This window comes from Natrialba sp. SSL1, from assembly GCF_001861355.1.
GTDB lineage: Archaea > Halobacteriota > Halobacteria > Halobacteriales > Natrialbaceae > Natrialba.
The window spans coordinates 173,211-193,417 of sequence record NZ_MASN01000029.1 but is presented as its reverse complement, the minus strand read 5'-3'; the positions used below and the strand labels follow the sequence as shown (position 1 = coordinate 193,417).

General features: G+C 63.3%; 16 protein-coding genes and 1 pseudogene. 10 read left to right on the top strand and 7 right to left on the bottom strand.

Features of this window, described 5'->3' with window-relative positions:
- Nucleotides 1–459: 459 nt before the first annotated feature.
- Nucleotides 460–1,692: pseudogene (locus BBD46_RS08070) on the bottom strand (Cdc6/Cdc18 family protein); the annotation flags it as partial.
- Between the two features lie 828 nt (nt 1,693–2,520).
- Between BBD46_RS08070 and BBD46_RS08065 the strand changes: the two are divergent.
- Nucleotides 2,521–3,312, top strand: a complete 792-nt coding sequence (locus BBD46_RS08065) for an RNA methyltransferase (protein WP_071401212.1) — start codon at nt 2,521–2,523, stop codon at nt 3,310–3,312.
- A 68-nt stretch (nt 3,313–3,380) separates the two neighbouring features.
- On the opposite strand, the gene gatE is transcribed toward BBD46_RS08065, so the two are convergent.
- From gatE to btuC, 3 genes are all read right to left on the bottom strand, one after another.
- The gene (gene gatE / locus BBD46_RS08060) at nt 3,381–5,285 is read right to left on the bottom strand and encodes a Glu-tRNA(Gln) amidotransferase subunit GatE (protein WP_071401211.1); all 1,905 of its coding nucleotides are present in this window, start codon (nt 5,283–5,285) and stop codon (nt 3,381–3,383) included.
- A 148-nt stretch (nt 5,286–5,433) separates the two neighbouring features.
- Nucleotides 5,434–7,086: an ATP-binding cassette domain-containing protein gene (locus tag BBD46_RS08055; RefSeq protein ID WP_071401210.1), complete on the bottom strand. Its 1,653-nt coding sequence runs from the start codon at nt 7,084–7,086 to the stop codon at nt 5,434–5,436.
- Entirely contained in the window at nt 7,083–8,186 is a 1,104-nt protein-coding gene (gene btuC, locus BBD46_RS08050) for a vitamin B12 ABC transporter permease BtuC (RefSeq protein ID WP_071401209.1), read from the bottom strand. The genes BBD46_RS08055 and btuC overlap by 4 nt, the downstream gene beginning before the upstream one ends.
- 60 nt (nt 8,187–8,246) lie before the next feature.
- Between btuC and BBD46_RS08045 the strand changes: the two genes are divergently transcribed.
- The 4 genes from BBD46_RS08045 (at nt 8,247) to BBD46_RS08030 (ending at nt 11,403) form a co-directional block, all read left to right on the top strand.
- Nucleotides 8,247–9,440 (top strand): PGF-CTERM-anchored ABC transporter substrate-binding protein, encoded by a 1,194-nt coding sequence (locus BBD46_RS08045; RefSeq protein ID WP_071401208.1) that lies wholly within the window; start codon nt 8,247–8,249, stop codon nt 9,438–9,440.
- A 167-nt stretch (nt 9,441–9,607) separates the two neighbouring features.
- A complete protein-coding gene (srp19, locus tag BBD46_RS08040; RefSeq protein WP_071401207.1) occupies nt 9,608–9,889 on the top strand; it encodes a signal recognition particle subunit SRP19 in 282 nt (93 codons plus the stop codon).
- Between the two features lie 60 nt (nt 9,890–9,949).
- A complete protein-coding gene (locus BBD46_RS08035; RefSeq protein ID WP_071401206.1) occupies nt 9,950–10,198 on the top strand; it encodes an H/ACA ribonucleoprotein complex subunit GAR1 in 249 nt (82 codons plus the stop codon).
- Between the two features lie 125 nt (nt 10,199–10,323).
- Complete coding sequence (locus BBD46_RS08030) at nt 10,324–11,403, top strand: presenilin family intramembrane aspartyl protease PSH (protein WP_071401205.1); 1,080 nt, start codon at nt 10,324–10,326, stop codon at nt 11,401–11,403.
- A gap of 65 nt (nt 11,404–11,468) precedes the next feature.
- On the opposite strand, the gene BBD46_RS08025 is transcribed toward BBD46_RS08030, so the two are convergent.
- The 3 genes from BBD46_RS08025 to BBD46_RS08015 form a co-directional block, all read right to left on the bottom strand.
- Nucleotides 11,469–12,170 carry a DUF6517 family protein gene (locus BBD46_RS08025; protein ID WP_071401204.1) on the bottom strand — a complete coding sequence of 234 codons (702 nt, stop codon included), beginning with the start codon at nt 12,168–12,170 and terminating at the stop codon, nt 11,469–11,471.
- A 102-nt stretch (nt 12,171–12,272) separates the two neighbouring features.
- Nucleotides 12,273–13,769: a cysteine--tRNA ligase gene (gene cysS, locus BBD46_RS08020; RefSeq protein ID WP_071401203.1), complete on the bottom strand. Its 1,497-nt coding sequence runs from the start codon at nt 13,767–13,769 to the stop codon at nt 12,273–12,275.
- A gap of 192 nt (nt 13,770–13,961) precedes the next feature.
- Nucleotides 13,962–14,510, bottom strand: a complete 549-nt coding sequence (locus BBD46_RS08015) for a DUF7523 family protein (protein WP_071401202.1) — start codon at nt 14,508–14,510, stop codon at nt 13,962–13,964.
- Between the two features lie 136 nt (nt 14,511–14,646).
- Between BBD46_RS08015 and BBD46_RS08010 the strand changes: the two genes are divergently transcribed.
- From BBD46_RS08010 to BBD46_RS07990, 5 genes are all read left to right on the top strand, one after another.
- On the top strand, nt 14,647–14,904 hold the full coding sequence (locus BBD46_RS08010; RefSeq protein WP_071401201.1) for a BolA family protein: 258 nt from the start codon (nt 14,647–14,649) through the stop codon (nt 14,902–14,904).
- An 89-nt stretch (nt 14,905–14,993) separates the two neighbouring features.
- Nucleotides 14,994–15,455, top strand: coding sequence for a PH domain-containing protein (locus BBD46_RS08005; protein WP_006168312.1), 462 nt, complete (start codon nt 14,994–14,996; stop codon nt 15,453–15,455).
- A 5-nt stretch (nt 15,456–15,460) separates the two neighbouring features.
- The gene (locus BBD46_RS08000) at nt 15,461–17,428 is read left to right on the top strand and encodes a PH domain-containing protein (RefSeq protein WP_071401200.1); all 1,968 of its coding nucleotides are present in this window, start codon (nt 15,461–15,463) and stop codon (nt 17,426–17,428) included.
- A 20-nt stretch (nt 17,429–17,448) separates the two neighbouring features.
- A complete protein-coding gene (locus BBD46_RS07995) occupies nt 17,449–18,888 on the top strand; it encodes a class II fumarate hydratase (protein WP_071401199.1) in 1,440 nt (479 codons plus the stop codon).
- A gap of 246 nt (nt 18,889–19,134) precedes the next feature.
- A complete protein-coding gene (locus BBD46_RS07990) occupies nt 19,135–19,368 on the top strand; it encodes a transcriptional regulator (protein ID WP_071401198.1) in 234 nt (77 codons plus the stop codon).
- Nucleotides 19,369–20,207: the final 839 nt, after the last annotated feature.

Sequence of the window (20,207 nt, the reverse complement as noted above, 5' to 3'; positions counted from 1 at the left end):
GATAGAGGTACTTAATATAATGTGGTATGTGGCGGCGAGTGTCGGCTTCAACCCCGCCCACGGTGGGGCGGGGAATCCGCCTTGGTTTCGTTTTGAATACACCATCAGAGCGGAAGAGAACCACCAGACCCCCACTCGCGCCTAAAACCGGCGTCAGGACCAGTGACCGACACTCGACTGTTCGTCACCCGCCTTCTCGTCGCCAACCGAGGCGTCTCCGTTCTCGTCTTTACCGGCTGAAGCATCGTCGCTGTCGGACTGGTCGGTTTCGTCGTTCGCGTCGTCTTCGTCTGCCGACCCGGAACCAGCGCGATCAGAGCCGTTCTCGCGGCCGGACGAGGAGTTATTGCCGTCGGACCTGTCTGGATTCGAACCCGAACTCGAGTTCCCGCGCTCGCTGCGACTGCCAGTCGTATCGTTCTGTCTTGACCGACTCCCGGTCGACGCCGTGTCACCTGTGTCACTGGCACCCTCCTCGAGCGGCGCGAGTCGTGAATCACGTAGCAGGACCTTCTTGACTATCGAGGGGTTCTCGAGGAGGCGGTGTTTCGCGTGTGCCCCGCGCCCGCGTCCCCGCCCCTCGCGTTCGGACTGGATGACGTTGAGGAAGTTCTGCTCCTGGAGGATCTCCTGCACTCGGCGCTCGGAGAGCACGTCGAAATCGAGTCGATTCGCGACCTCCTTGTACTGGTTGTAGATGATCTTCGTCGGGAACTCCTTCTCCGAACTGTTCTCGGTGAGCAGCGTCAGCGAGTACAGAATCGCCTTCGCCTGCTGAGGCGAGCCCTCGATGAGTTCGTTGAACCGGTCGGCCTCGGTCTTCTCCTTGGCGTCGCGGACGTGGTCCGCCGTCACGCGTGTCGCGTTCTGCTTCTTCGCGATTCGGCCCGCGTTCCGGAGGATGTCGATTGCCTTCCGCGCGTCGCCGTGCTCCTGCGCCGCGAGTGCGGCTGTGAGAGGAATGACGTCACCGGAGAGCACGCCGTCGTGGAACGCGTCGCGGCGCTTTTCGAGGATTTCAACGAGCTGGTTTGCGTCGTACGGCGAGAAGACGAGTTCATCCCGTGAAAGACTCGACTTGACACGCTCAGAGAGGTGGTCTGGGAAATCGATCTTGTTCGAGATGCCGATAATCCCGATGCTCGAATCCGAAATGCGACGGTTCTCACCCGCACGTGAGAGCTTTCGGAGCACTTCGTCGTCCTCGAGCATGTCGATCTCGTCCAGAATCACGATCGTCACGTCGGTACAGCGGTCGACGGCCTGCCAGAGACGCTTGTAGTAGTCACCGGTACCGAGGCCGCGGTCGGGAATCGTGATCCCGCTCTCACTCGAGTCGTTGACGAGCTGGGCGATCGTCTTGATGATCGAGGCTTCGGTGTTCTGTTCGCCGCAGTCGATGAAGGCGTACTTTACCGTCACGTCGTCCCGGCGTGCTTCGCTGATCACGCGCTTGGTTACCGAGCGCGAGATGAGCGACTTGCCGGTTCCGGTCTTGCCGAAGATGAACAAGTGGTTGGGTTCGCTCCCGAAGATGGCCGGATTCAGGGCGTCCGCTACCCGTTGCATCTGTTCGTCCCGGCCGACGATGCGGTCTGGGCCGGGCAGATGCGTAATTTCGAGCAATCGCTCGTCGGCGAAGACCGGATCGTCGTACCGAAAGAGTGGGTCGCGATCGTCGTTGGCGGACATTGCAGTACCGGGTGTCTTCCAACTGGACTGAAATAAAGGTATGGAGATCGATCGCGGATGTAAATAAGGTGCGTTCGCGACTGTCTCTGGCACAAACCAACGATATGGGCCTGAGTTTCAGAAACGCCGGCCTCGCGCTTCTAACTGCTGTGATGACTGCGTCACGGGAGGTAATATTGGTGCCGCCACTGACACCCCCGTCGCGTATGTAAATTCGCAAGACTACGGTCCAATCGAAGGACGAAGATACCGGTTTTGAATCCGTTTTCGGAAGCAGCGTGTGAACCAAGAACGGTGTAGAATCCGCGGCTAGGTAGTGACAAAACTAGCACCGATGTCTGACGCATCGGACGAACGACGACCCATTTGGGGCACACACCCCCGTCGCGTATGTAACGCCGAGAGGGTGGGGGTGGGGATGACTGATCGCCATATTTCGGCGAATATGACCGTAATCCCGGCGGATTTTTCACTCGCGACACAGGTGTGTTGGAAAACAGAACCCCCCTAGCCAAACACCGTTACAAACGCGAGGGTGGTGTGTCCCCCCTCAACAAGACGGCGACACGTTCTTTCCGCAGTCAAACATCCGTCTCGAGTGGTCTACCGCTCCAATACACATCTCGTTCGTTGTATTCAACATGTGTATTCTAGAACTAGAGAGGAGTGAGTGACTAGTAATACTAGAAGTAGTACTAGATAGAGTCCTGATACGAGATAGATTACTACAGCCAACTCACTCCACACACCGCCAGCCAACTCACACACACAGCGAACAGGTCACTTTTGCCTTCCCGTTCGATACTCAGTATGTGACCCTCGAGTTCCATGACTGACGCGAACGACCATCCACAACAGAACTCAGCAGTTGATGACCCCCCGTCCTATCGAACAGCACCGGCAGTCGCCGTCGTCGACGCACAGTTCCCCGGCAACGTCGGTACGATCGCCAGAGCGATGAAGAACTTCGGTTTCAGCGATCTCCTTCTCGTCGACCCGCCGGAACTCGATCCCGACGGCGAGGCCTACGGCTTCGCCGGCCACGCACGTGACGATATTCTTCCGAACGCGACCGAACTTTCCTTCGACGAACTCGTCTCAGGCTATCACACGATCGGCTGTACCGCCGTCACCAACGAGGACGACCGCAGCCACATGCGCTTTCCCTTCTCTACGCCTGCCGATCTCGCTGAACGATTGCCGACCGTTGAGGCCCCGACTGCACTCATCTTCGGGCGCGAACGCGTCGGCCTGACGAACGAGGAACTCGCCCGTATCGACGAGATCTGTGCGATTCCCGCGAGCGAGGAGTATCCCGTCCTCAACCTGGGCCAGGCCGCGACGATCACCCTCTACGAACTGCGCTCACTCGCGCTCGACGAGGACGAAACACAGCTTCCAGATCTCGAGCGCGTCCGCGCGGACGAAGCAACTGTCAATCGACTCTACGACCAGTGGGCCGACCTCTTAGAAGAACTCAACCACCCACCGGAAAAGCGCGAGAAAACGATGCGAATGCTCCGGCGCGTCTACGGCCGCGCTGACCTCACCGAACGCGAGGCGAACACGTTCCTCGGGCTCCTTCGGCGGGCGACGGAGCGGCCGGCGGAACGCGACTGAACGGTGATCAGAAACCCCTCGTTCTCACTCCTTTGTGGGCTTCAAACTCGCTTCTGAGCTTCTGGTCTTCAGGCCCGCTTCTGAATCTCTTCGCGCAGCAACTGACTCACCAGGTCGCCGTCCGCCTTCCCGCGAAGCGCACCCATACACTCGCCCATGAGTCCGGAGAACGCCTGCATCCCTTCCTCCGCGACCTGCTCCTCGTTTCGCTCGACGACGCCGACGACAGCCTCGCGGACCTCTTCCTCGTCGGCACCGCCGAGTCCCGCATCTTCGGCCGCCTCCTCGGCAGTCTGATCCGGCTCTTCGGCCAGCACCGTGAGCAGATCCGGGACGCCTTCGTTCGGCAACTCACCAGCCTCGACCAACTCGAGTACTGACGCGATATGCGTCTCGGTCAGCGCCTCGATTGGAACGTCGTCGCGCCGGAGTTCAGTCAGGGTGGACTCGAGTGTCGTCGCGGCGAGCGTCGGATCGATGCCGTCCGCCACCACGTCCTCGAACAGCGGCATGTGTTTGCCGTAGGCGACCTGTTCTGCGAGACCCTCGCCGAGATCGAACTCGTCCTGGTAGCGCTCGACCTTCTCGGTGAGCAGTTCGGGTTCTGGGACCTCGCTCGGGTCGGGTTCAACGGGTGGCACGTCGGTTTCGGGGTACATCCGCGCCGCACCGGGGAGCGGGCGCAGGTAGCGGGTCGTGCCGTCGTCGTTCGCGCCGCGGGTCTCTTCGGGGACGCCCTCTAGCGCGGTTTCGGCGCGCTCGGCGGCGGCTTCGATCGCGGCTTCGGCGACGTCGGTGTCGGCGGCGACGATGGCGACGGCGTCGTCCGGCCCGGCACCGACCGCCTCGCGCAGCGCCGCGACTTCGTCCTCGGTCACGCCGTAGGCGGGGAGTTCGTCGGTGTGGAAGATGCCGCCCGCGCCGTGGCGCTTCGCGTGATCGGAGAGTTCGGTTCCGAGTCGTCGATCAGGCGCAATCTCGCGGCCGACGATGCCGTCAAAGCCGGAGAGTAGGACGCCCATCACGGAGCCCCCGGAGGTGAGCGCGCCACCAATAACGCCACTCTCGGTGTCCTCGAAGACGTCCGTCACGTCCTGTACGTCACCCACGGATGCATCACGCTCGGCGAGCTCCTTCCGGATCTCGACGAGTTCGCGCTGCCGGGCGGCCTCGGTGCGGACGATGTCGTCGATATCGTCCAGGCTCTGGACACCCTTGATCTCGACGCGCGCGCCGTCCGCGATGGAGACGTTGACGTCCTGGCGAATCGTCCCGAGCCCGCGCTTGACCTTCCCCGTCGAACGCAGGAGCATGCCGATCCGCTCGGCGGCTTCGAGGGCCTGCTCCGGCGTCGAAATATCGGGCTTCGTGCCGATCTCGACCAGCGGAATGCCGAGGCGATCGAGGCTGTAGCGGACGCCGTCGTCGGTTTCCTCGACGCGCTGGGCGCTCTCCTCTTCGAGCATGAGGTCCTCGATACCGACCGCACCTCCGCTGGTCTCGATCTCGCCGTCGGTCGCGATCAGCGTCGAGCGCTGGAAGCCCGAGGTGTTCGAGCCGTCGACGACGATCTTGCGCATAACGTGGGCCTGGTCGACCGGCGACATGTCCATCAACTGGGCGATTTCGAGGACCGTCTCGAGTGCCTCCGCGTCGAGTTCGTGGGGCGGTTCGTCGTCTTCCTCGACGAGACAGGTCGAGTCGTAGGCGAGGTACTCGAACTCGCGGTCGACGCGGCTCTCCTCCAGGGCGGCCTCGTCGATTTCGCCGAGTTCGCTCCGCGTGGGGTGGAGGTAACGCGTGAAGGTTCGGTCGGCCTCCTCGGGTTCGCGAATCTCAGTCGGACACTGGCAGAACAGTTTCGTCGCCGTATCGAGTTGCTGGTGAATCTCCAGCCCGGCAACGAGCCCGAGGTCGTCGTAGTCGAGGTCGGACTCGGCCCCGGAGCCGGATGCGGTCTCGCGTGTACTCATTGCGCGGTAATCGGTGGCGGAGGGGTAAAAAACCGTCCAGTTGCGCTGCTGTCTGATCCCCGGATCTCAGTCTACCACTATCACCAGTTCCTCCTACCTCACCCGCGTCACGACAAGCGAAGCGACCATCTAGACCCCCAGTAACCGCTCAGTCGTCGGACGCGTCCCGCGACATCGGAGACTCTGGTACTGCATCATCCCGGTCGTCCGCTTCGTTCGCCTCGTCCGCACCGTCCGCCTCGTCGGCCTTGTCCGCTCCGTTCAACCTGTCCACCCCGTCCGCCCTGTCCGCCCTGTCCGCACCATCCGCACCATCCACCTCAACCGCAGGGCTACTCGAGTTCACCTCCACTGTCCCCACCCCAGAACCCGACAGTACCCCCTCAACACCATCAAGCAGGTCGGCAAGCCCGACTTCGACGCCGCGCTCGCGACACGCCTCGTAGCGCTCCCGCGCCGCTGCACCCGCACCGTTGCGTTCTGCTAGTGGCGTCGTTTCGACGAGGATCGGTTGCTCGACGGACTCGAGTGGGTCGAGCACGAGCTGGTTCCCAGCAGTGAGTGTCAGGTCGGCGAAGACGGTCGAATCTGCCTGTCTGATGTGCGACTCGAGTTCGGCGCGGTCGTCGGCCGAGAGTGGGGCGAAAGGTTCGACTGTAACGGTTTCGACGGCTCGGTTGCTGTCATCACTTTCGGGAGGGGACTCCTCGGAAAGGCGGGCTGCCGTCTCCGCGGCCGCGTCGCCGGGTGTGACCGGACCGACCGACACCTCGTAGCCGGCAGTGGCGAGCCGCGCGACCGCGCTCGCGGCCGTCGTGCCAGTGCCGAGAACGTGGATGCGGGCGGCGCTGTCTCCTGACTGCCCGCCCCCAGTATCCGACACTGCTGCGGCGTCCGGGAGCGCCGTCACCGTCTCTGTCCCGGTCACCGGGTTCGTGGTCACCGTCGCGTTCGCGTCGAACGCCTCGGCGAGCGCGTCGGCCGTGAGCACTTCGTCTGGTGTGCCGACATCGTGGACTGCGCCGTCGGCGAGCAACACGAGCCGGTCGCAGTAGCGCGCCGCCAGATCCAGATCGTGGATCGCCGCGACCGCCGTCCGCCCTGAATCGACCAGCTCGCGCACGAGTTCGAGCGTCTCGATCTGGTGGTTCACGTCCAGACTGGCCGTGGGCTCGTCGAGCAACAGTGCAGGCGTCTCCTGAGCGATTGCGCGTGCGAGAACAACCCGCTGCCGTTGACCACCGCTGACCTCGTCAATCGGACGTTCTGCGAGCTCCGTCGTTCGGGTCCGCTCGAGTGCCCGCTCGACCGCGTCGCGGTCCTCGTGTGTCGGGGCGGCAAACCGCGAGCGGTGGGGGTGGCGGCCCATCTCGACGACGTCGCGGACGGGGAACGAGAACGACAGCGAGGTGTCCTGCGGGACGACGGCGACGAGACGACTCGACGCGCGCGAGGAGACGGCGTGAACGTCGGTGTCGTCGATCGTTACGGTTCCCGAATCCGGTGTGATCGCGCCGCTGATGGCGCGCAGCAGGGTGGTCTTCCCGGCGCCGTTCGGGCCGACAAAGCCGACGAACTCGCCGGGCTCGATCGAGAGCGAGGCGTCTTCGAGTACGCGCAGGTCGCCGAAGGACAGCGAGAGGTCGGTGACGGTGATCGGTGCCGGCTCGAGGTGGCGTGTGGCTTCCTCGTGATGTGCGGTCTCCTCGTGTGCCCCGGCTGGCTCGGTGTCTCCCCAACCCACCTGGTCTCGGCTACTCTGGTCAGCGTCAGTCTGGTCACGGTCTGTGTGGTTGCTCATAGCGAATGCACCTCCCGCCGGACGAGCAAGAACAGGAAGAAGGGAACGCCGACGAAGGCGGTGACGATGCCGACCGGGACTTCGGCCGGTCCAGCGCGGGCGATGGTGTCCGTCGCGACGAGGAAGGACGCACCGGCCAGCGCGCTCGTCAGGAGCAAAATTCGGTGATCCGGGCCGACGATCAGGCGCATGATGTGCGGGACGACGAGGCCGACGAAGCCGATAACGCCGGCGACCGCGACGCCCGCCGCCGTGACGATGCTCGCGAGTGCGAGCAGGAGGATCTTGGTCCGTTCTACGTCGACGCCGAGGTGGTGGGCGTCCTCCTCGCCCAGTAGGAGGACGTTCAGTTCGCGCACGTACGCGCCGAGAACACCGACGCCGAGCAGCGCGACCGGCAGGGCGAAGCCCACGTCGCTCCAGGTCGTGTTATTCAGGTGGCCCATCATCCAGACGACGGCCTGTCTGAGGTCGTCGCCGCTGTGGACCAACATGTATGAGATCAGCGCACCCAAGAAGGCTTGAATCGCGACGCCGGCGAGTAGCAGGGTTGCGACCGGCGTGCGCCCGCCTTCCGTTGCGATGGCGTAGACGAGAAACGCCGTGACGAGCGCGCCGACGAACGCCGAGAGGTGAATGCTTCCGAACGGGACGAGCATGGGAAAGGCGATGGCGGCGACCGCACCCGCCGCAGCGCCCGATGAGACGCCGATGATCGACGGATCAGCAAGGGGATTCCGGAAGAACCCCTGCATGACAGTTCCTGCGGCAGCAAGCGAGAAACCGACCGTCGCGGCGAGCGCGATTCGGGGCATTCGGATCGTTTCGACGATCAACTGGTGCGAACCGTCGACGTCGAAGGCGAAGACGGTGGTGTACTCGAACGCCGGAACCAACACGGGAATCGCGATTCCGAGAACGGTGACACTCGAGGACGTCACCGAAACCCCGATCGGAACGACGACGGCGTTCAGTGCAGCCATCGCGACCGTCACCGGATCGATTCGGACCGGGCCGAGCGCGGCACTGACGAGGACGACGGCGACGAGCAGGACGAGAAGTCCCGCCGACCACGAGGCAGTGCGGCCCGGTTGGTACATACCGTGCAAGCACGGTTGCTTTAGCCAAATATTTGTTGGAGTGGGTCCCACTCACGGTCGATGCGACACAAACGTACGCTCGTGCTACTCGTGATACTCGTGGCTGTCGTCGCCGCGTCGGCGACGGCGCCGCTTGCGGCTGCCGGCGGCGTGGCAGTCGGCAGTTCCGCCGACGCCGCCCAGTCGGCCGGCACAGACCAGGCACAACCGCAATCGCAATCGCTTCCAGACGCTCAGCCGACGCTCACACAGGAGGACGTCTCCTGTGAATACCCACTCGAGTTGACCGACGCGACGGGCGAGACGATCACACTCGAGGAGGCACCTGATTCGGTCGTCGCGTTGCAGGCGAGCGACGCCCAGACGATGTACGAAATCGGCGCGGAGGACCGCCTCGACGGCATGCCCTATAGCGACGCGACGAGCGGGCTCGACCGCGGTGACCGCGCGGACGTCGGCGACGGCTGGACCGTCGACCACGAACAGATCATTGCAACCAATCCCGACCTCATCCTGGCGGCGAACACGACGCAGGCCGAGGATATCGAGACGCTACGCGACGAGGCAGACTTCACCGTCTACCACTTCTCAGAGGCCGAGTCGATCGACGACGTTCGCGAGAACGTCGAGACGACCGGCGCGCTCGTCGACGAATGCGATGGCGCCGACGACACTATCGACTGGATGGACGACCAACTCGAGATCGTCGAGACCACACTCGAGGACGCCGACCGTCCACTCGCCTACTACACGATGGGTGAGGACGGCATGACCGCTGGTACGGAGACGTTCATCGACGAGATTCTGTCCACGGCCGGACTCGAGAACGTCGCCGCGGAGGCGGGCATTACGGGGTACGAGCCGATCAACGCCGAAACGGTCGTCGACGCGGACCCGGAGTGGGTCGTCTACCCGGACGATAGGGAAGAACCGCCGATTCCCGATGCAGCGGCCGAGATCACGGCTGTCGAGGAGGATAACGCGATCGCCGTCGATGCGAACCGGATGAACCAGCCGGCACCGCAGGTCGTGCTGGCGGTCACGTCGATCGTCGAGGAGATCCACCCCGAGGCCTACGAGGGGGCGAGCGCCGAACTCGAGGGATCGACGGCGAGCGATGACGATGGTGCGGGCGACGCCGACGGGACGACTGACGACGGAGATACCGACGACGACTCGATCCCTGGCTTCGGCGTTGCTGCAGCCCTCGCCGCTGTGCTCGCGATGCTCGGTCTCGGCGCACGACTGCGCTAATCTCTCCGCTCACATTTTCTACCCGTCCACTCTTCTTCGTCGCAGTCTCGGCGGCGGTCTCTTCGGTTCTGTCGACTACCCTTTTCGCCGCTGGCCCTACTCGAGTTCGGGACTGGCGACGAACGAAGTTGAAAAAGGTTTACTCACTTCCCCGCACAGGAACGGGCATGGTCGAGAACGTTATCTGGCCCGCCTATCTCGATGCCTCGCTCTCGCGGGCCGACGGACGGCGTGTGTCGGAGGAGTTGGCAGTCGATGAGCCATCGGTCGACGAAATCGCGAAGGCCGTCCAGCAGATCGGCTACGACGCGACGATCGAGCGGGACAAGACCTACTCGCGTGAGCCATGGGCCCAGCGCGGTCGAGTCGTCGTGCGCGGCGCGGAGGACTCGACGAAGAACGATCTCGTGCAAGCCGTCGCGGCGTACGTCGTCGCGATGCGCGAGTGATGGGGGCACTTTGCTGCTCACGACCACCGACACTGCCACTGAATTCCCAATGAACTACCAATGAAGCGAATCGGAACAGTCGTCCGAACGGCACAGGGACTCGCGGTGTTGCGAGCGGATGCCACCGACGAGGATGCAGCCGACGCACACAGCAACGAAATCGGGACGATCGTACTGGACGACTCGCTAGACGAAGTGGGACGCGTCGTCGACGTCTTCGGCCCGGTCGACCAGCCGTATCTGGCGGTCACGCCGGATGCCGGTGTTCACCTGCCGGGGCTCGTGGGGTCGACGCTGTACGCGCGGTGACGAGCGTCGGAGTCAGAGTCGCTCCGGGAAATCTGGAAATTGGGAACCGGGAACCGGGAACCGAGAATCGAGAATCGAAACCCAAGAAGAAAACACCCATACGAGCGCGCGCCAAACCCCGCGCCATGAACGACCGGATTCGGGTCTTCGCCGCCGTCGGAGTGACGGTCTTGCTGTTTCTCGGCGTCCAGCTCGGCGCGCTGGCGCTCACCGAGCCGTTCTACGAGTCCGGCCACCAGGCCGTCGAGAACCCGGAAGACCCCACTAACAGCGTCGTCTACGTCGCCATCATCCTCGTCGCGACTGCCCTCATGCTCGCCGCGTTCAAGTACAACCTGCAGGGACTCATCCGCGCGCTGATCATCGGTGTGAGCGTGATGGTCGCCTGGTTCGTCTTCGCCGAACTCGTCCCGCCAGTCGTGACGGCCGGCGATGCAGGCGTCAACGTCCTCGCGGTGCTCGCCGCCTTCGGCGTCGGCGCTGCACTCCTGTTCCATCCGGAGTGGTACGTCATCGACACCGCCGGCGTCCTGATGGGCGCTGGCGCGGCCGCGCTCTTCGGGATTAGCTTCGGGCTCCTCCCCGCCCTGCTCTTGCTCGCGGTGCTCGCCATCTACGACGCCATCAGCGTCTACGGCACCGAGCATATGCTTGACCTCGCGGAGGGCGTCATGGATCTCAAGATTCCCGTCGTGCTCGTGATCCCACTGACGCTCTCGTACTCCTATCTGTCCTCGCCTGACGAGGCTTCGCAGCCTGTTGCGTCCGACGACCCTGACAGCTCCGGCGCCGACGCCGATGTCGAGCCCTCCGGGTCCTCCGAATCCTCCGAATCCTCCGAGTCCGACGCAACCGAGCCGACCGAGTCGACCAAAAGCACAGATACAGCCGACGAACCCGAACCAGAACCACAGCGTGACGCCCTGTTCATCGGCCTCGGCGACGCCGTAATTCCGACCATCCTCGTCGTCAGCGCGGCCTACTTCCTCGACGCGGGCACGATCGATGTCCCCGGACTCGCGCTCAACCTTCCCGCACTCGGCGCGATCGTCGGCACGATTGCCGGCCTCGTTGTGCTCATGGCAATGGTCATCCGCGGACGCGCACACGCCGGCCTCCCGTTGCTCAACGGCGGCGCAATCGGTGGCTACCTTCTCGGTGCACTCGCGAGCGGGCTCTCGATCGCGACGGCGCTCGGTCTGTAGCCTGGCTGTAACTGTCGTTGCACTTCCTTCACACTCTGTTCTCACCCACCCTCAGCCAACCACAGTCAGTCAACCATCTCCACAGTCACGTCCGAGCCGTGCTCGAGTCCCCCCACCAGCGTGTCGATCCGTTCTCTCTCCGGTCCGTCCTGAAACTGCTCGACTTCTGTCGCGTCCGGATACGCACCGGCGACCACGAGAAGATCGCCGTCGTGGGCGAACGTCGAAACATCGGCACGGACCGGGATGCCGTCCGCGCCGTACATCGACGCCTCGCCCTCGAACGTCTCGAGTACAACCGTCTCGCCGAGCGAGTCGACGGTCCGTTCGTCGACGACCGTCTCGTCGTCGAGCGTCGCATCGTCGAACTGATTCGCTACTCGTCGCGCAATCTCAGCGGTCGACATCTCGGCAACCGGGTTGAACTCCTCGCCGAGCAGCCCTATCTGCGGCGTCGTCGCGACGCCAAACAGCCCCGCGTCCGCCTCCGCCGGTCCATCGCCCAACACGGCCGACAGCATCCCCATCGTCCGCGTGTACTCGCTCGCGAAGTTCGTCGCCTCGACGGTCTGGCGGGCAACCGTTCGCGTCTCGACGACCTCCTCGGTCCCCTGGTACGCGTAGCCGGTCTCCTCGAGTGCATCGTCTGAGACGACCGCGGGTGTCGCGGAGAACGAGGTGATGTCTGCGAGCGCGTCGTCGAGACAGCCGGCCATGAGTCCGAGTCCGCAGACCGCTCCTGCGGCGACGAACTCGCGTCTGTCCATACGTGCGAAACGACGAGCACCCGCAAAAGAGCGGTCCTTGCCATCCCGTGGCCGACCTGTGGATTCCCTGTCACTCACATCGCCGCAGCCGACAAGGCTGACCTACTCGTTCGAGGGCAATCGGTACGTCGGCCCGTCGTCCGTATCCTGTACCTCGACGCCGAGCGACTCGAGTTCGTCGCGCAGATCGTCGGCGCGCTCGTAGTTGCCGTCCGCGCGCTCTTGCTCGCGGACGTCGAGGACGAGATCGACGACATCGCCCGCGAGAGCGGCGCTGCCCGTGGTGTCGCCGGTAAAGGAGAGGCCGAGGATCGCGCCGAGTTCCTCGAGTGTGTCGATGGCGCGGCGGAGGCCGCGGTAGTCGTACTCGTCCCGGTCCTCGCGGTGGGCGTTGATCGCCGAGGCGACCGACAGCAGCGCGGACTGCGCCTCGCGCGTGTTGAAGTCGTCGTTCATCGCCGTCGTGAACGTCTCGCGGGCCTCGTCGATGGCTGTCCGAAGGTCGTCGTCCTCGACTTTCGTCCGTGCCGCTGGCGAGTCGACGGCTTCGACGGCCGCCTCGTGGGCGCGCTCGAGTTGCTCCCAGCGCTCCTCGGCCTCGGCGATGGTCTCGTCCGAGTAGAGCTGCTGGCTGTTGTACGAACCGGCCGTCAGGAACGTTCGCATGACGTTCGTTCCCCACTGATCGACGGCGTCGTCGACGGTGACGAAGTTCCCGAGACTCGAGGACATCTTCTCGTCGGCCATCTGGAACAGTTCGCAGTGGAGCCAGTAGTTCGCGAACTGCTGGCCGGTCGCGGCTTCGGACTGGGCGACTTCGTTCTCGTGGTGTGGGAAGACGAGGTCGCGCCCGCCGACGTGGATGTCGAGCGTGTCGTCCAGATGGGTCGTGCTCATCGCCGAGCACTCGATGTGCCATCCGGGACGGCCCTCACCCCACGGCGAGTCCCACGTCAGCGCGGTCTCGCAGGCGTGTTCGGCGGGTGCAGCGCCCTCGTGTCGATGTTCCTCGATATCGCCGGGTTCGACCCCGTCGGCCTTCCAGAGCGCGAAGTCCGCGGGGTTGCGCTTCTCCGAGCGCTCGTCGGGGTCGCCCTGGGATTCGATTTCGTCGAGTTCCTGGTTCGAGAGCTTGCCGTATTCCTCGAAACTGGTTACGTCGAAGTAGACCGAGCCGTTAGATTCGTAGGCGTAGCCCTTCTCAACGAGCGTCTCGACGAGGTCGATGATTTCGGGGATGTGCTCGGAGACGCGCGGATAGACCTCCGCCCGCAGGAGATTCAATGAGCGCATGTCCGCGAGCGTGCGCTCGATGTACGTCTCCGCGACATCGGCTTCGCCCTCTCCGAGGTCATCCTCGCCGACGCGGGCGACGATTTTCTCGTTGATGTCGGTGAAGTTCTCGACGTGGCGCACGTCGTAGCCGCGGTACTCGAGCCAGCGGTGCATGACGTCGACGTGGACCCACGACCGCGCGTGGCCCAGGTGGGGCGGGTCGGAGACCGTCAGGCCACAGTAGTAGAGCAAGACGTTCTCGGGGTCCTGTGGCTCGAACGGCTCCTTTTCGCCCGTCAACGTGTTCGTCACGTGCAGGGTCATTGCAAAGGTATACCCGTGGCCCGTAGTTAAGCGCTTATCAATAGCCACGCAATAGCGGGTTTTTGCTGCTTCGTGACGCCCATTGTGGTTGCTATAGCGGTTTTATTCCCTTGAACCCTCTAATGGCACTGCTTGAGTGCACGGAATGAGCACAGTACTCAGCACGTCACAAATCACCGATCACACACGCTGTCACTGATCTGAATCACTGGGAACCCGCTCCAGCGCCCCCTCCACCGTTCGCACCGCGTTCGCCCCCTCCCGGCGCTCGACAATTACAATCAGCGTCTCGTTCCCGACGGCGGCCGCAACCGGTTCGATATCCGCGACGGCGAGGGACTCGAGTGTGGTCGCCAACGCGGCGGCATCGACCGCGCCGGTGGCGTAGATTGCGGTCAGGTCGCCACCGTTGGAGCCGAAGGCGGTGCCGCCAACGGTGACGAGCGCAGCGTCGGGATTGTCGACGGTGCCGATGCTGCTCTCCATGCGGACGCTGACGTCGCGAGCGTCGTGGGTTGGGGCGGGGAGTTCCTCGGCGTAGCGTCGGAGCGCGGTGGCGATGGCGTCGATGTCGCCGTCGATCTCGCCGATTCCATCGCTGCTCTCGCCAGTCGCTGCATCGCGCTCGTCGCCCGAGAGGAACCGAGCGGCGGCAGTGTAGTTTACGACGCCCGCACGAAGCGCCGTCACGAGGAACGGATGGGCCTCGACCGCGCGGCGCGCCTCGGCTGCCAGTGACATGTTCGTCACGGCACTGGAACGCGGGCAGCATAAAGTCGCCGACTGGTGGCCGCGAGTCAACACTGGTGTCCGTGAGTCGACTCCAGACTCACTGCCGACCGGGGCGCTTTTGCCGCGAGCGCCCAATCTGTCACCTATGAACCCTGACGACGTCGCGGACCTGATCGAATCGGAACTCGAGGACGCCGACGCGACGGTGCGACCTGCCCGGGACAAACACGACGAGGACCACCTCGCGGCGACGGTCATCTCGCCGGCCTTCGAGGGCCAGTCGCTGGTCCAGCAACACCAGCAGGTCTACGACGCCCTCGACGACCACATGACGACGGATATCCACGCACTCGAGCTCTCGACGTACACGCCGGAGGAGTACGAAGAGCACGGTGGAGAGTAGGACGAGGCCGAGTAGACTTCCCTCAAGTGAACACTCACCGATCGGAACAGAACCGTAGGATTCTCCTGCTCGCCTGATAGGATACTGCTATGGAATCACTACACCCCCGGATCAGACTGCTCTGGATCGCCCAGGCCGCGATTCTGGCAATCATCCTCGGGATCGTCCTCGCCGCCATCGACCCGTGGCTCCTCGAGATTCCGACCGTCGCCCAGGTTGGCGTCGTCATTGTCGGAATCGCCCTCGGGCTCGCCTACGCCGTTCGGCTGTATCAGGTGTGGCAGTTCGAACTCCAGCCCGACGCACTCTATCTGGAACGGGGCGTCATCACGTTCGTCGAAACCGCCGTTCCGTTCGTGCGCGTCCAGCACGTCGACACCCAGTTCGGTCCGATCGAGCGCGCGCTCGGCCTCTCGAGTGTCGTCGTCTACACGGCCGGGTCGCGCAATGCCGACGTTCGGATTCCGGGGCTAACGCCGGATCGAGCGCGTGAGCTACAGGATACCCTCCGCGACCTCGCCGTCGAGAGCGAGGCCGACGACGCGGTCTGATCGCTATGGCACCGACTATGAACAGACTCCATCCGCTCAGCGCGGTCACGTACGCCCTCCAGTACGGCTTTCTCTGGCTCTGGATTCCGGTCGTCCTCCTGCTCGTACTGGCAGGGGCCTTCGACCCGATTAGCGGTGCCTGGGTGCCGTTCGCCGCCCCGTTCGGTTTTCTCGCCGGCGTCGCCTACGGGATCGCCTACTACTACCGCTTTGGCTACGAGGTCACCGACGACACCGTCGATGTCTCGTCGGGTGTGTTCGCCCGCCGCTCTCGCGAGATTCCCTACGGCCGCATCCAGAACGTCGACATCAGACAGGGAGTCCTGCAACGGGTGCTCGATCTCGCAATCGTCTCGATCGAGACTGCCGGCGGCGGAGCTAGCGAAGCAACCCTGAACTTCGTCAGTGAAGCCGAAGCAACCCGCCTCCAGCGCGAGATCCGTCGGCGAACGGCTGCTGCGCGCGAGCGCCGTAGAGCGGAGAAAAAGGGTACGACGGGTGGGGTCGACACTGACACTGACACAGAGACCGAGACCGAGAACGAGGTCGATGACACTGCGAGCGATGCCGACGCAGACACCACTTCAGCCCCACCCGACGCCTCTCGACAGCCAGACTCGCGTGAGCGCCGTGGTCAACGCGACCAGCGCGATCAACGCGACCAAGGCCAACCCGACGAACCCGACCAACGCGAACAGGACGACCGCTGGGATCACCCACTCGAGTCGGGTCCGGATCCAGCTGATGAACCGGATGCAGAGCCAGCGGCCGAAGCTGGAGTAGAGACCGATCACGACCGGCTCGGGCCGCAACCAGTCGATGCAGTCGATGACGATGAGTACGATACGTTCGATGAATTCGACGACGGTGACGGATTTGACGAGCATGCTGACCGCGACGACCGCGACGAGTTCGACGAATTCGGCCAACCCCAGAAACAGCCGCTGTTCGACCTGCAGGCCCGCGAGTTGCTGCTCTATTCGTTCACGTCGATCCGCGCCGCAGCGATTGCGGGTGTGCTTTTCGTCTTCTTCCTGGGAACCGATCTGGTCTTCGACTACCTGCTGACGGTCGCACAACCGGTCGGCGGGCCGGAGGACCTCGGAACCGGAACACCGACCAATTACGGCATCCTGACGATCGTCTCGCTGCTCAACGGTATCGTCATCACCTACGTCCTGAGCGTGGCCTACACGTTCGCGACGTACTACGACTTCCGGCTCGGACGCGTCGACGAGGACTTCGTCTACGAGCGCGGGCTGCTCCAGCGCTACAGCGGCTCGATCCCGGCCGAGAAGGTCCAGTCCGTAACGGTCACGGACAACCCGCTCCAGCGCCTGATCGGCTACGCTGGCCTCTGGGTCGAGACCGCCGGCTACGGTCCCGAAAGCAACGGCGGCAGCCAGTCTGCCGTCCCACTGGCCGAGAAAGCGCGCGTCTATACGTTCACCGAGAACCTGACCGGCGTCGAGACGCCGAAATTCGAACAGCTCCCCGAGCTCGCACGCCGGCGCTATCTCGCGCGATACTCCATCATCGCTGGCGTCATCGTCGCCATCGCGTTCGGGATCACGCAGGTGACCGTACTCGAGCGCTGGTATCTCGCGGCCGTCGTCTTCGCCGCAGTTCCGCCGGCGGCACACCTGCGCTACGTCAACCTCGGCTACTACGTCGGTGAGGACCACCTCGTGGTTCGGCGCGGGTTCTGGAAGCGCCAGACAACCGTGATCCCCTACTACCGGATTCAGACGGTGTCGACGCGCCGGTCGATCTTCCAGCGTCGACTCGGCCTCGCCTCGCTCGTGATCGACACGGCGAGTTCGCGGACGATGGTTCGCGGCACGCCGACGATTTACGACGAGGAACTCGGGGACGCACGAGACGTCCACGGCGAGTGCCGTGAGCGACTCCAGACGGCACTCCGTGAGCGGGCGGAGTCCGACGACCTCGGCGTTTCGGTGGATTTTACCTGACCGGACGCAAGGCTCAGCGTATGGGATCACCTGACGGTACCGACGACAGCAACGACGGCGAGATCCGAATCGAGGAGGACAGCCTCGGCGAGATGGAGGTTCCGGCCGACGCCTACTGGGGCGCACAGACCCAGCGCGCGATCCAGAACTTCCCAATCTCGGGAATCTCCTTCAGCCGCCGATTCGTCCGCGGACTCGGCGTCGTCAAAAAGGCCGCCGCGCAGGCAAATCGCGACCTCGGACTGGTCGAAGACGACGTTGCAGAGGCCATCATCGAGGCCGCAGACGAGGTTATCGCCGGCGAGCACGACGACCAGTTCCCGGTCGACGTCTTCCAGACCGGTTCCGGCACGTCCTCGAACATGAACGCTAACGAGGTCATCGCTAACCGCGCCGCCGAGAGTATGGGTGCGGAGATCGGCGACCGCGTCGTCCACCCGAACGACCACGTCAACTACGGCCAATCGAGTAACGACGTCATCCCGACCGCAATGCACGTCGCGAGCCTCGAAGCCGTCGAGAAGGACATCATTCCCGCACTCGACACGCTCCGCGAATCCCTCGAGAAGAAAGAAGAGGAGTTCGACGATGTCGTCAAAACGGGTCGAACCCACCTGCAGGATGCAACGCCGGTCACGCTCGGCCAGGAGTTCGGCGGCTACCGCACGCAGGTCGAGAAGGGACTCTCCCGCGTCGACAAGGCCCGCGAGCACCTCGCAGAACTCGCACTCGGCGGCACTGCAACCGGAACGGGTCTCAATACGCACGAGGAGTTCCCCGGCCGCGCCGCTGAGTACATCACAAAGGAGACCGGCGTCCAGTTCCGCGAGGCGGACAACCACTTCGAAGCACAGTCCGCCCACGACGCAATGTCGGAAGCTCACGGCGCACTCCGCGTCGTCGCCGGCTCGCTGAACAAGATCGCGAACGACCTGCGCCTGCTCGCCTCCGGGCCACGCAACGGTCTCGGTGAACTCGAGCAGCCCGAGAACCAGCCCGGCTCCTCGATTATGCCCGGCAAGATCAACCCGGTCGTTGCCGAAGCCGTCAACCAGGTCCACAAGCAGGTCGTCGGCAACGACGCCGCCGTCTCCGCCGGCGCAGCCGAGGGCCAGATCGACCTCAACCTCTACAAGCCCGTCCTCGCGCACAACTTCCTCGAGTCCGCCGAACTCATCTCGAACGCGAGTCAGGTCTTCGCCACCCGATTCGTCGACCCACTCGAGGCCAACGAGGAATTCTGTGAAAACCAGGTCGAACAGTCGATGGCGATGGCAACGTCGCTCAACGTCCACATCGGCTACGACAAGGCCAGCGAGGTCGCAAAGACCGCGCTCAAAGAGGACAAGACCGTTCGCGAGGTCGTACTCGAGAAGGGCTACCTCTCAGAGGAAGAAGCCGACGAAGTGCTCGACCCCGCTGCGATGACTCAGCGCGGCATTCTCGGCCAGGACGACTAGACTACTCTGGTCCGGATTTCTGTGTACCACTCCGCTGACTGCTTTTCCAGACGGTTGCTTTCGGTTGCTGTCTGCACACATCTTGACAGCGAACAGTTCCATCGGAAGCAGGAACTCTTCGGTTCGAGTCTGTTTTTCTTCCGCGACGCTTGCGAGCAAATCGACGCCATGGTGCCGTATCACGTCTGATATGAGCGGAATAAAAATACCCAAGCAGTTTTGGGGGATGCTCGCGTCAGACATAATATGCACACCTGTCGCGACTGCAACCAGTCGTTCCAGACCGAACTCGCGCTCGAACTTCACCGAGACACCTGTCAGAAGGGACAGCTGTTCTGCCAGGTCTGTGGCGACCGCTTCCGTGAAGCGGCCGCAACACAGGACGGATGGCACTACGAATGTCCGAGCGAGGAATGTGACGGCGAAGGGCTTCAGCAGGACCTCTATCACGTCGACGACGTTCGAGCGGCGACGCACTGACTGGGTTTGCAGGCAATTTTCGTTTTGGTTGTCATCTGATTACTAGCTGTATTCAACTGCTTTCGGGATCTATCACGCCTGAGAGCGTGTTTTTCGAGTCCCATTGCCGCAGCCGACTCGCCTGGTATTGGATATAGCATTATAGAATTTATTTGGTTGATGTATACCACCACTCCGTGTCCAAGGTTATCAAATAACACTCATCACTCCAGCCTCTGTATCGCCGCTATTCCTAGCCTCCCTCGTCGCAGCCAGTCCTGCAACCATGTCGTTCGGATTGGTGATCAACTCTATCGCAGTAGCTCCATCGTAGCCGCTGGCGGTCAGTACGCACCCGATTGCAGTGGAAAGCGCGGTTCGGAACGAGAACGGTAAGTGAGAGCTGCAGACTCTGCGATCGGTATGCAAACGAGTGTCGGTTGGCACTATCGCTCCGGGGCTGAGAGGAGAGCCCCTTGAATGCCGCCACTCAGCCTCTTTGCACGCTGTACCGTCGACGAATCACTTCCACAGTCCCCTCGATAACACAGACACACCGATTCTGCTTCACGCTCGCTTCAGCAACTGATCCGCTGTCCTGGCAGTGTACTCGAGTACACCACGACCAAACAGTCTCGCGAGACCCCAGGTACCGAATCCACGAACGGCTGCTTGCGACATCACCGCCGGCAACCGTACACCGTCCCCAATTCTACTCGAGAGATGGTGTTAGCGCGGTTGAACGGACTATCTGGCCCACAGAACACACACCATCGAAATCTGCTCTGCGCCGCTCTCAGAGCGTTCTGATACGGTCCTGCTGACTACCGGAAGATGTGGAACTTCTACACAACTCATCG